Source organism: Oceanobacillus sp. Castelsardo, from assembly GCF_001659985.1.
GTDB lineage: Bacteria > Bacillota > Bacilli > Bacillales > Amphibacillaceae > Oceanobacillus.
In genome coordinates, this window is record NZ_LYCS01000005.1 from 241,162 (window position 1) to 253,952 (window position 12,791).

The 12,791-nt window shown below is 36.3% G+C and carries 13 protein-coding genes and 1 pseudogene; all 14 read right to left on the reverse strand.

Annotated features, from left to right (window positions below):
* Nucleotides 1-162: 162 nt before the first annotated feature.
* A complete protein-coding gene (locus A9178_RS11115) occupies nucleotides 163-480 on the reverse strand; it encodes a hypothetical protein (protein WP_068675251.1) in 318 nt (105 codons plus the stop codon).
* Nucleotides 470-760 carry a hypothetical protein gene (locus A9178_RS11120; RefSeq protein WP_068675253.1) on the reverse strand — a complete coding sequence of 97 codons (291 nt, stop codon included), beginning with the start codon at nucleotides 758-760 and terminating at the stop codon, nucleotides 470-472. Before A9178_RS11120 ends, A9178_RS11115 begins: the two co-directional genes overlap by 11 nt.
* 366 nt (nucleotides 761-1,126) lie before the next feature.
* Entirely contained in the window at nucleotides 1,127-1,690 is a 564-nt protein-coding gene (locus A9178_RS11125) for an REP-associated tyrosine transposase (protein ID WP_231889827.1), read from the reverse strand.
* A gap of 61 nt (nucleotides 1,691-1,751) precedes the next feature.
* The gene (locus A9178_RS19680; protein ID WP_369801975.1) at nucleotides 1,752-2,186 is read right to left on the reverse strand and encodes a magnesium chelatase subunit ChlI family protein; all 435 of its coding nucleotides are present in this window, start codon (nucleotides 2,184-2,186) and stop codon (nucleotides 1,752-1,754) included.
* Nucleotides 2,169-2,695: pseudogene (locus tag A9178_RS19685) on the reverse strand (ATP-binding protein); the annotation flags it as partial. The gene A9178_RS19680 and the pseudogene A9178_RS19685, both read right to left, overlap by 18 nt.
* Nucleotides 2,696-2,760: 65 nt before the next feature.
* Entirely contained in the window at nucleotides 2,761-3,372 is a 612-nt protein-coding gene (locus tag A9178_RS19690; RefSeq protein WP_082918175.1) for a magnesium chelatase domain-containing protein, read from the reverse strand.
* A 495-nt stretch (nucleotides 3,373-3,867) separates the two neighbouring features.
* Nucleotides 3,868-4,170: a hypothetical protein gene (locus tag A9178_RS19345; protein WP_231889828.1), complete on the reverse strand. Its 303-nt coding sequence runs from the start codon at nucleotides 4,168-4,170 to the stop codon at nucleotides 3,868-3,870.
* A gap of 233 nt (nucleotides 4,171-4,403) precedes the next feature.
* Nucleotides 4,404-5,936: a YifB family Mg chelatase-like AAA ATPase gene (locus A9178_RS11140; protein ID WP_068675255.1), complete on the reverse strand. Its 1,533-nt coding sequence runs from the start codon at nucleotides 5,934-5,936 to the stop codon at nucleotides 4,404-4,406.
* A 635-nt stretch (nucleotides 5,937-6,571) separates the two neighbouring features.
* Nucleotides 6,572-6,721 (reverse strand): hypothetical protein, encoded by a 150-nt coding sequence (locus A9178_RS19170; RefSeq protein ID WP_197482184.1) that lies wholly within the window; start codon nucleotides 6,719-6,721, stop codon nucleotides 6,572-6,574.
* Nucleotides 6,722-6,959: 238 nt separating this feature from the next.
* Complete coding sequence (locus A9178_RS11145; RefSeq protein WP_068675257.1) at nucleotides 6,960-7,307, reverse strand: hypothetical protein; 348 nt, start codon at nucleotides 7,305-7,307, stop codon at nucleotides 6,960-6,962.
* A gap of 312 nt (nucleotides 7,308-7,619) precedes the next feature.
* The gene (locus A9178_RS11150) at nucleotides 7,620-8,345 is read right to left on the reverse strand and encodes a nucleotidyltransferase family protein (RefSeq protein ID WP_068675259.1); all 726 of its coding nucleotides are present in this window, start codon (nucleotides 8,343-8,345) and stop codon (nucleotides 7,620-7,622) included.
* A gap of 27 nt (nucleotides 8,346-8,372) precedes the next feature.
* Entirely contained in the window at nucleotides 8,373-9,818 is a 1,446-nt protein-coding gene (gene dgt, locus A9178_RS11155; protein ID WP_156520763.1) for a dGTP triphosphohydrolase, read from the reverse strand.
* A gap of 10 nt (nucleotides 9,819-9,828) precedes the next feature.
* Entirely contained in the window at nucleotides 9,829-10,428 is a 600-nt protein-coding gene (locus tag A9178_RS11160; protein WP_231889829.1) for a transposase, read from the reverse strand.
* Nucleotides 10,429-10,430: 2 nt separating this feature from the next.
* The gene (locus tag A9178_RS11165) at nucleotides 10,431-11,963 is read right to left on the reverse strand and encodes a YifB family Mg chelatase-like AAA ATPase (protein ID WP_068675261.1); all 1,533 of its coding nucleotides are present in this window, start codon (nucleotides 11,961-11,963) and stop codon (nucleotides 10,431-10,433) included.
* Between the last annotated feature and the right edge of the window lie 828 nt (nucleotides 11,964-12,791).

Genomic DNA, 12,791 nt, shown 5'->3' on the forward strand with positions numbered 1-12,791 from the left:
ACAATTATATAGTTAATAACTTCAGTCGCTATTGTGTAATTTAGCACATTAACGTCTAGTCGGGTGGCTGACACCTTGGCGTATCCCGTTTTAATGAGGAAATATTGATGAATGAAAAATAGAGGTAAGAATGTTCTTGGTATGGAGACGATGTTAGCACATTTACTTTATAAAGGGATCATGCTCACCGTAAAATACTTTTAGTGCCCAACCCGTATTTGCATGGTAACAAGCCTCAATAAAAACAGCTGCTTCATGTCCAGAAATCCTATACAATACTATAGTATTATGGATATACGACCAATGATATCCATTAAATTTAAAGTTGGGATAGTCCGCAGAACCATAAGATTGACCAAAAGGGTCGCGAGATAATATTAATTTGGAAGCCTTGTAGACCCTCTCATGATCTATATTGTAAAGTTGACCCAACTGACGTAATGCCGACCTCTCCCATTTGACAGAATACTTATTGGCCATTTTTAGCCTCTCTTATAATCTGTATTGCTTCTTCATCATTTTCTACATAATCACGTTCAGTTGATGCTTTACGGAGTTGTTCCAATACATCTTCATTCGAAAAAATCACTTTGGTTATTTTACATTTTTGGTCTTCCGTTAGTTTTTCATAATCGACATTTCTCCTGAAAGGAATAACTATTCCGAATTCCTTTTCAAAAAGCTCTGCAAAGTCCTTTAATTCAATTATCGATTTATCCTTCAAATATTTATCTAACGTTTCCTTAGTAATATAATCCACTATGATCACCTTCCTTGCCGTCATTATACCATATCGATAAAAGAAAACGCATTGGCACAATTATTCTGTAAAGGTACATTACATTCCTTTTTTATTGAAGAAAGGATGTTTGCAATTCACAACTTTTTCCTCGCCCACCTAAGAAACCCAAGATCGGCTACGCTTTAAAAACTAGATTCTCAGAAACACCAAAATTCTTGCAGCCTGGCGCTGTGATAAGCCATCAATCCTTTTTACTTTTCGCAAGATTTCATTTCCTTTTACTTTAGACAAACTCTTAACCTGTGCGATTTCAATTGAACCTAGCAATGCTTGATTTTTTATCTCGCTCTTCGTCTGTCATTCGTCTTTTAATAACATAATCATCTAAACATTGATCATTATTTCGTTCCTCATTAATAATCGAAACCTTTCTTTTGTTGTCTTTCTATCTACAGAAAACATCCCTAATATGAAATCCTTATCCAATAAATGATTGGGAAAATAATCTTTATCATAATAACAAAGACAACTACTCCACTTCCATTCAACAACACGACCTACAATTCCTGCCTTGACAGGGTTTTGGTGAATATATCGTGTTACTGTTAATAGATACTGTTTTGTTTCCACATTTTCACTTTTGAACCTATCTTGAAAAAGATGACCTATTGTTCTGTACTTCCAGTTATAATATGAGACAAAACTGACACCTATTCGTTTCATGGTAATCGAAATATTTTCATTACCCTCTTTTATTAATAAATGTACATGGTTACTCATCAAACACCAAGCGAAAATATTCATTTCCGATTTGGCTTTATACTTTTCAATCGTTTGAAGGAACCTCATAGAGTCCTCCTCATCATGAAATATTTCTTGTCTGTTAGCACCCCGAAGTATAATATGGTATATACCGCTCTTACTTCTCACCCTTGCTTTACGGGGCATTAATCACCACTCCTCTGTGATTCATTCCATCTATAGATTGATTCTCTCCCCTAGACCCAATTTAATGGTCTCCCACGATTCCCTTCTTCCTTTTCGTAGAATTTGTTCGACGCATTGTGACAGCTTCCCAGATAGATTCATTGGTAATTGCTTCATGACCACTTAAGTCAGATATTGTTCTAGCTAAACGCAGAATTTTCATTTGTACCCTCGTACTCCAATGGTATTTACTTGCCCATTGCTGAATCATCTTCTGCTGCTCCTCTTTCAGTTGACAGCACTGTGACAACAGCTTGTTGGATACTATCGCATTATAGATTTCAGAACCAAACCGAGTGTATTGCCTTTCACGCGCTTCAACAACACGATTTCGTATATCAAAAGAGTTTTCATTATGATTGGTTGATTCGTTATCAAATGAAACAGTGTCTAGTGTTAATAAAATATCAATCCGATCCTCTATTGGTCCAGATACACGATTATTGTATGCAAGAATCGGCTTGGGTGAACAGGTACAATAACGGTATCTAGAACCTAAATAACCACTTGGGCAAGGATTCATAGCTGCTATTAATAGAAATTGTGCTGGATAAGTCACTGTAGAAGCTGCACGGCTGATGGTTACCTTTCCCGTTTCTAATGGTTGCCTCAGCATGTCCAACGTACGTTTCGGGAATTCAGCCATTTCATCGAGGAAAAGTACTCCACGATGAGCAAGTGATACCTCCCCTGGCTTTGGATTTGTTCCACCCCCAATTAGGGAAACGGCTGATGAAGAATGGTGGGGGTCTCTGAATGGCGGGATATGATAGTTTGTATTGGTAATGCCCGCTAATTGGTAAATACTCATGACATCAAAGCTGCTCTCTTGTTTTAATGGTGGTAATATAGATGGAATTGTTTCAGCTAGTAAGCTTTTTCCACATCAGGTGGTCCAACCATCAATACATTATGACCACCAGCTGCAGCGATTTCTAATGCCCTTTTTGCTTGCTTATGTCCCAATCTAGCTCCAGTGTCCAGCGACTAGCACAACTTCCTTCACCTTCGTACGTCGCTAAACGGACGCTTTAACTTTTTGTGAATACATGTTTGAAGTCCTTATCATAGGTAGGGTTAGTAATCTCTGGAGTTTCAGGGGTGTGATTAGAAGTAATAAAAGAAGAATTTAATTGACCAGAAAAAGATTCAATAACGTCATGAAGTGTTTCAACAAATCGGATTTCCAGCCCTTCTATATGTGATAGTGGGGAATTTTCCAAAGGTGGTAAGTACAAGATTTTAAATCCCTCTTTTTTAGCGGCAATAATCGCAGGTAGCATACCCTCCACAGGCTTAATGGACCCATCCAATGATATTACTCCTAAAAAAGCAGTATCTTTTGGAATTGGATGCTTGATTTCCTTAGCCTCTTTCATTATGCCAATTGCCATTGCTAAATCAAAAATCGGACTGTTCTTTTTCTGTTCAGCTGGTGAAAGGTTAATAATAATTTTCTTATCTAATATCTGGCAATCATTCAAATAAAGAGCCGCCATCACCCGATCCTTCGACTCCTTTACAGAAGCATCTGGAAGACCAACAATACTAATACCTTCCACTCCTGGGAGTTGTTGTACTTCTACTTGAACACGATAACCTTCCATTCCTTTTAGACCAATGCTAGATATAACTGTTGCCATATCCTCACACCTTTCTCTTTTTATTACATTTAGAATAATCTAATTCAATAAGGAAGCCAAGAACTTAATGTTCGTCGTGATTTTAAATTTGATTTAGGGGAAATAGGGACATAGGGTAACTAAATTCTATATATAAAAGTTGGTATTTAATGTGCGCAACGGTCACATCAATTTTTAATGTATAGAAATTTGGAATAAATTTATGTCCAATGGATATAGAGAAAGGGAGAAGTACTAGTAGTACTTCTCCCACAACCTCTACTGTCAGGGTAGTGGTTGTCAATAAAAGTTATTTATATTGAAAACCACCCTTATGTTCGCAATGGTGCAGGGTGGTTTTCTTGTTTTTCAAAATGCTTTTCCGAAAGTAATAGACGCTAATTTCACGCACAGATCCTTTCAGCCCCTAAGTTTTGATGCAAAAAGAAGCATGAGAATCGTCCCCGTGCTTCTCAAAAAATGATTACTTATAGGTTTGCCGAGGTAAGTATTCTTCTATCTCCCTTCTACAAACCTCCGATACTTATCCCTTTTAGAATTCTTGAAATAGCCTAATATTTTCCCCGTAGTTACATGTGAATTCTGAATCCCTAAAATGTAAGCAGAGTAGCTACTCCATGGATAGTCTTCCGGCTTACTCACCATCTCTGCCTCCAGTGGATTTAGATGAATATACCTACTAACTTCTAATTGATAATCTACTGTTTCAATTATTTCCGCACCGTATCGCCCTTGAAAAACATGTCCAACGAGACGATGCCTCTTATTGAAATAAAGTGCATATCTAGAATTTAACATTTTTATAATATGCTGTGGATGGTGATCAATAGTTTCTAACTGAAGGTGAATATGGTTTGCATGAGGCAATATGCATGGAGATGAAAGGGATAATAAAACCTAGCTACTTCCAGAATGTCTAAATAAAATTGCTTATCGGAATCATCATAGAAAAGTGCCGCTCTTCGGTTACCGCGACTTGTAATGTGATACATCGCGCCGGGGTACCATACACGTAATTTTCTTGCCATGGATTATTTCACCATTCCTCTTGGTTGACGCAGGCTTTGCGTACGTCTTATGGTAACTGCTTCCCAAATAGATTGATTGGTGATGTTTTCATCCCCGTTCAAATCTGAAATTGTACGTGCAAGTCTTCTTATTTTCATTTGCACTCTTGTACTCCAATTGTATTTGCTCGCCCAGCTACGCATCATCTTCTCTTGTTCTTCCGTTAAAATGGTACATTCTAATAATTTCTCATTCGGAACTATGGCATTACTTATTTCTTCTCCATACCTTTGATACTGCACTTCTCTAGCTTTTATTATCCGCCCCCGAATGATTTCAGATGTTTCATTATCTGCTGTGGATTCATTCTCTAGTGATACAGTTTCCAGTTTCAATAAAATATCCATTCTATCTTGGATTGGACCGGAAATGCGATTATTATACGCCGTCACTTGTTTTGGCGTACAGGTGCAATAATAATTCCTGGAACCCATATAGCCACAAGGACAGGGATTCATGGCGCCAATTAATAGAAACTGCGCCGGATAGGTTACAGTGGAGGCTGCACGACTAATCGTGACCTTGCCTGTTTCTATTGGTTGACGTAGCATGTCCAATGTTCGCTTAGGAAACTCCGCCATTTCATCCAGAAAAAGAACCCCTCGATGGGCAAGTGATACTTCACCTGGCTTTGGATTAGTTCCACCACCAATTAGTGAGACGGCAGATGCAGAATGGTGTGGAGACCTGTAAGGTGGGGCAGATACATTCTGCTGGCTTATTCCAGCTAGTTGATAAATACTCATTACCTCAAAACGGCTTTCTTGTTTTAGTGGTGGTAAAATCGATGGAAATGTTTCTGAAAGTAAACTTTTACCACAACCTGGCGGGCCTACCATAAGTACATTATGCCCTCCTGCGGCAGCTATTTCCAATGCCCTTTTCGCTTGTTTGTGTCCCAATACATGTTTGAAATCTTTATCATAGGTAGGCGGTGGAAGTTCTATAGGTTTTTGTGAAGATTTAATCGGTAATGAAAAAGCAGAAATTTGACCAGAAAATGATTCAATTACCTCCTGAAGGGTTTGAACAAATCGAAATTCTAACCCATTCACTGTTTCAATTGGAATGTCTTCTAATCTAGGTAAATATAAAATTTTAAACCCTTCTTTTCTAGCGGCCATAATAGCTGGCAGCATTCCTTCTACGGGTTTAATAGACCCATCTAGAGACAATACTCCTAAAAACGCTGCAATTTCCGGTATGTTATCTTTTATTTCATTCGCTTCCTTCATCACCGCAATTGCCATGGCAAGGTCAAAAATAGGGCTATTTTTCTTCTGTTCAGCAGGTGATAAATTAATAATAATCTTCTTATCTAAAACCTCACAACCATTCGCATAAAGGGCACCCATCACCCTATCCTTCGACTCCTTCACTGAAGCATCTGGTAGACCAACAATACTTACCCCATCACCAGGAAGCAGTTGTACTTCAACTTGGACCTGATAGCCTTCCATTCCTTTCAAACCAATGCTTGATACAACGGTTGCCATTTACCTTACCCTTTGTCAACTTATTTATATAAAAGGTACTGAAAATCTATGATTCTGTCAAAAGGCTAAAATGCGAAAATAGGATGTTTTGGGATTGGTTTTTGCTGTTTTGGAATAGCGGTTAATTAAATTCTGTATGTTTCGTGGAGTTTGAATTGCAGAAATAGGTTTTTTCACTAAATGTAATTTGGAGAATTGATTATATATGTGAAGGCTCAACATCAAACGATAAAAAATTATTACTTTCACAAATGATATATATATAAATGATTAATTCACTCCATAAAAAACGTGATAAAATTCGTCGAACTAAGTCTGAATTACTCGATAATCTCCCTTGATATTTCCCGGGAAATGTCGGATGAAATAGAAGATAGTCGTTTAGACCAAACGTTTGTTTTAACTTATTTGTTTCTTCAAAAGCCGGGTTTCTCTCAGTGATTTTTTCTTCTATTTAACCTGTTGTGCTTTAGCACATTAACGTGGTGGGGGTCTGACACTTAAATCGGTCACTTTAATCCTCAAGGTTTATTTAAAGGTTTATTTCATGTATAATAAGAATATAATAAAAAGAGAAGCGTTTGTGCGCTTCTCCCTGCAACTTCTACCGTCAGGGTGGTGGTTGTCAATAATATTTAATGCTTATCTTGAGAACCTCCCTTTAGCTTACGACGGCGTTGGGTGGTTTTCTTGTTTTCTAGTATGTTTTTCCGAAAGAAAAAAGCACTTGATTCTCGTACAATGCCTTTCAGAACTTCCCGTAGAAATTCAAGAAATGTTTCCATAATTATCACCTCCTTTCCAATAAGGAAAGAAGAGAGACAACCAACCACCCTCACAATATTCAGTTACCACTTTATTTTACCATATTCTCACTATATTATATTATACTAATTTTCGACATATTATGACAAATCCATCCAATAACACATTTCCCTTTTTGTGCACTTTAGCACATTAACGTGATGGGGGTCTGACCCTAAAATCCGACCCTAAAATCCGACCCTAAAATCCGTTCACCTTCTATATTTCAATACCATGTGCTAATAGAAATGCTTTATAGCTAAATCCTACAGATTCAACAATTATTTTTTCTCCAATAGCTTTTAGGAAAGCTTTTGATTTAGTATTACCCTTCTTAGCCCCTTGTATTTGTTCCATCACATACTTATCTTCTCTTAAGAATTTAATGAATTCCTCTGGATCATTTACGATTTCACCCTTAATAAGATTATCAACGATATCAATATCGTCAGAATTAATCACTTCAATGGCCTTTTCAAAACCAATTATTTTGTTTCTTCCAATATATCCGCCCTTTGAATTTTCTATTCTTATAGCAACTGGCTTATTATTCGAACCACTTTGCATAATCCCACCCCTTTTTTCTTATAACTACAAATTTATTATATACTAAATAGATAAATAAAAAGACATATTTGTATAATAACACCCCAAGAAATTTAATAGAGAAACAACATCCTGCACCAAATTGCCGTATCTAGGAAGTAGTGGGACTGACACCGTATCCGCATAGAGCCCTAGGAAAAGGTCGATTATAAAAATACTTTTTCGTTTGCGCATTCTAGTAAATTAACATGGTTGAGGTCTGACACTAGATTCCATACTTTTTGGACAAAAAAAGAGAGTAAACCTAAGTTTTACTCCCTTTGACAAAAATATTTAAGCAAAAACAAATTGCCCTTCTGCTTTATTTATATACCTACTTAGTTCTTTATCCCAGTCAATTTGTACCGTACCGTAACGTTTATTTTCAATATCCATAAGTGTTCTACTTGCATTACTTTTACTATCATATTGGCTGCTTATTAATTTTTTAATAAAAAGTTCAAGCTTAGTAGAAAATTTCAGTTTATATTTTTCACTATACCTAAAAGCTCTTACCAAATTTAGTTCTGGAAATGGATTGTCAGCTAACACAATATCTAATTCTTGGTTTGATAACGCATCCTTGAATCCATTATCATATAGTTGACAATCATTTAGATTGTAAAAGATACTATCTATATTTAGAAAAACAGTTTTATTCAAATCCGAAACTTCAGTATAACTTAATTTATCCTCTTTAAAAGCCCAAGTATTTCTTATATCCCATATATCAAATACAATGTCATCTACAAACACTTTATATCCACTAAATTTATTTCTCCTATAACTGAATTTATTCATTTGTAAAATTGTATCGATATCAATAAACATATCATTTAAAACTATATCAAAATCTCTAGGAATTTGTTCAAACTCATGATCTAGATAGTCTCGGATACAGCCACCAAATAATAATAATTCACCATTATTTTCTAAGTCGCTTAAGAGCTTTTTAGCCTCTAGACGTTCTTGGAAGATTTCTTCAAACCTTTTCTTTAAATTTGTATGATGAATAGGCATATTACTTATCCACCCCTTTAAGGTTCTTTAAGGCATTTTAACACCTTTTAATTTTTGATGCAAATCTAGAGCAAATGAATCCGTCATACCGGAAATATAATCCGTCACAAGCAAAAGTCTAGAATAATCATCTAATTCTTCAATTTCTTTTACTCTTCTTGGATTATTAACATCATCATTAAGTTGATGAACAAATCTAAAATTACCAGAGATAATATTTAATAATTTTCCAGGTTTCTCCCTGGGTTTAAATTCACCATCATGAAGAATACAATCCTTAACAAAAGCATTAAGTAACTCCGTAATAACTGAATCACCAACAAGTTCTAGAGACAATACCTCATTGTTTGGATAAATATGTTTTCCCATCAATTCGCGTAATAAATTATTTAATTGATATGCCCTATCCGTACTCTCCAATAGGTCCCCCTTATCATAAGTTCCATTCATTATCTCCTTATAATTCTTTATAAATACTTCTTTCACTTCACGAATCATCTGCCCCTGGGCCCATACCTTAAAGTTTTGAACACTTGTTAACAGATAATCTGGAAATTGGTTATCTTTAGCTTTCTTATGCTTTTGAATAAGTTTATGCTGTTCTATTTCCCTTTTATATAATTTATAGATATCGCCCATTAAAATATCTTTTTCAAAAACTTCTTCCCATGGTATTATTCCTTTTTTCACCCCATCCTCAATATCAGAACCCAAATATGCGATATCATCGGATGCTTCCAAAAAGTATGTTAGTGGATTTCTAACGAAAGGTATCCCAACAGTTTGTTGCATTATTTCTTCAGCTAATTCCTTATCCTGTTGAAAATACCCGAACTTATCCTTCTTGATATTACTTGAAGAATCCCAAGGATACTTTAATAAAATTGATAGAGTTCCATAAGTAAAATTAATTCCATATTGGTCATTAAGGAATTGCAACCGCGTGAGAACCCTTAATCCTTGAGCATTACCATCAAAATGCCGAAAGTCGTTTTTCTCTTCCGTTGTTAGATTAATAGATGGATTTGCTTCAAAAAATTCATGAAACCACTTTTTAATTACATCTTCACCATAATGACCAAATGGGGGATTACCAATATCATGTACTAATCCCGCTGTAGCAAGCATAGCTGGAATTTTCCCATTATCGTTACCAGCTAAATTCCCCCTCTTACTTTTTGTTAAATATTTTTCAATCCAAACGCCAAATGATCTTGCTATAGCTGAAACTTCCATGGAGTGCGTTAGTCTTGTTCGAATAAAGTCATTTGACTGCAAAGGAAACACCTGAGCCTTATCCTGTAATCTTCTTAATGATGAAGAACTCATAATCCTATCGTAGTCACGTTCGAATTCATTTCGATGATCAACAATAGAATATATATCCTTTGTACCTGTATTATTCATTTCCTTTGTTTTTTTATCTCTGTATTTAGGTCTTGTTTCATTTAATATTTTTTCCCATCTAATCATATTAAGCAATTTAATTTCCCCCTATTTCAATTTCTATACTTTCTATTTTACCACGATGCTCTGTGATTACCTCGCATAAATTTCCCTCCACAAACTTCCGATACTTCTCCTTCACCGGTTCCTTAAAATAACTTAAAATTTTACCAGTTGTTACATGTGAATTCTTAATCCCGGATATATAAGCACGATAACTGCTCCAAGGATAATCTTCTGGCTTACTAACCATCTCCGCTTCTATCGGATTCAGATGAATGTATCTACTTACCTCCAATTGGTAATCAACTGTTTCAATTAATTCCGCACCATAACGCCCTTGAAAAACATGTCCAACAAGACGATGCCTCTTATTGAAATAAAGCGCATATCTAGAATTCAACATTTTCATAATATGCTGTGGATGATGGTCGATGGTTTCTAGTTGCAAATGAATATGATTAGTCATAAGGCAATACGCATGGAGGTGGAAAGGATAATAAAACCTAGCTTCTTCCAGAATATCTAAGTAGGATTGCTTATCGGAATCATCATAGAAAAGGGCTGCTCTTCGGTTGCCACGACTTGTGATATGATACATGGCACCCGGATACCATACGCGTAATTTCCTCGCCATGATTAATTCACCATTCCTTTTTGCTGATGCCTAGCTTGAGTACGCCGCATTGTAACTGCTTCCCAAATAGATTGATTGGTAATGTTCTCATCACCGTTTAAATCAGAAATCGTACGAGCAAGTCTTCTTATTTTCATTTGCACTCTTGTGCTCCAGTTGTATTTGCTTGCCCAACTGCGCATCATCTTCTCTTGTTCGTCCGTTAATATAGTATAAGTTAACAACTTCTCATTTGGAACGATAGCATTACTTATCACTTCCCCATACCTTTGATACTGTGTTTCTCGGGCCTTTATTACCCTTTCTCGAATGACTTCAGATGTCTCATTATCTACAAAGGATTCATTCTCCAATGATACGGTATCAAGTTTCAATAAAATATCCATTCTATCTTGGATTGGACCGGAGATGCGATTATTATACGCCATCACTTGTTTTGGTGTACAGGTACAATAATAATTCCTGGAACCAATATATCCACAAGGACAGGGATTCATGGCACCAATAAGCAAAAATTGAGCAGGATACGTTACCGTAGAGGCAGCACGACTAATCGTTACCTTGCCAGTTTCCATTGGTTGACGAAGCATATCTAATGTTCTTTTTGGAAATTCCGCCATTTCATCCAAAAAAAGAACACCCCGATGTGCAAGCGATACTTCACCTGGCTTTGGATTGGTTCCACCACCAATAAGTGAGACTGCAGATGCTGAATGATGCGGCGATCTGTAAGGTGGAGCAGATACATTTTGCTGGTTTATCCCAGCTAGTTGATAAATACTCATTACCTCAAAACGGCCTTCTTGTTTTAGTGGTGGTAAAATCGATGGGAATGTTTCTGACAACAAACTCTTCCCACAGCCTGGAGGACCAACCATCAGCACATTATGTCCACCTGCAGCAGCTATTTCTAATGCCCTTTTTGCTTGTTTGTGTCCTAATATATGTTTGAAGTCTTTATCATAGGTTGGTGGTGGTAATTCTATAGGTTCTTGTAAGGATTTAGTTTGTATTGAAAAGGCTGATAATTGGCCGGAAAAGGAATCGATTACTTCTTGAAGTGTTTCAACAAATCGAAATTCCAAACCATCTATTGTTTCTAATGGAACATCTTGTATTCTAGGTAAATATAAAATCTCAAACCCTTCTTTTCTAGCAGCCATAATGGCCGGAAGCATCCCTTCTACAGATCTTATAGTCCCATCAAGAGATAATACTCCTAAAAACGCAGCATTATTAGGTATCTCATCTTTGACTTCATCCGCTTCCTTCATCACGGCAATTGCCATAGCAAGGTCAAAAATAGGGCTATTTTTCTTCTGTTCAGCAGGAGATAAATTAATAATAATCTTCCTATCTAAAATCTCGCAATCATTTGCATAAAGGGCACCCATAACCCTGTCCTTTGATTCCTTCACTGAAGCATCGGGCAACCCGACAATACTTACCCCATCTCCCGGAAGTAGCTGCACCTCTACATGAACACGATAGCCTTCAATACCTTTCAAACCAATACTTGATACAACGGTTGCCATTTACCCTTCTCCTTTGTCTTCTTTGTTAGATAAAAGGTACTGAAAAGCTATTGGTTTGTCAAAAGGCTAAAATGTGAAAATAGAATGTTTTGGGATTCGTTTTTGTTACTTTGTAATAGTGGAAAAGTGATTTTTGTGTGTTTTGGGGAGTTTGATTTGTAGAAATGAGCTTTTTTGCATTAAATATATTTAAAGAATTGGTTGTTCATCCCATATGAGGAGTACTCAACCAAATTATAATAAATTACTACTTTCATAAATGAAGTATATGTATAAATGATTTTTGCACCTCTTTAAAAACGTGATACAACTTCCCGAACTAAGTCGAAATCAAACAATAATTTTCCGCACTATTTCCCGGGAAATGTCGGATGAAGCAGAAGATAGTTGTTTAGATCAAACGTTTGTTTGAACTCATCTGTTTCTTTTAAAACGGAGGTGACTCTAAAGTAATCACCCTCCCGTTAAACCTGTAACAAGAAAAACACCAAATTGAAATTGCATACCCATTGCATTGTAAGCCACCAAAAAAGCCCCACTTCTTTATTTCAAGGTTTAATTGATGTATAATAAGAATATAATAAAGAGAGATGCGTTTGAGCGCTTCTCCCTGCAACCTCTACCGTCAGGGTGGTGGCTGTCTTAAATGTTTGATTTATTTATGAGAACCACCCCTTTGCTTTGGACGGCGCGGGGTGGTTTTCTTGTTTTCTAGTATATTCTTCCGAAAGAAATAGGCGCTTACTTCACGCACAAATCCTTTCAGAACTTCTCGTAGAAATTTCAGAAAACTTGGCGTTTGCCAATCTTTTAGGCGAATGCCTTAGT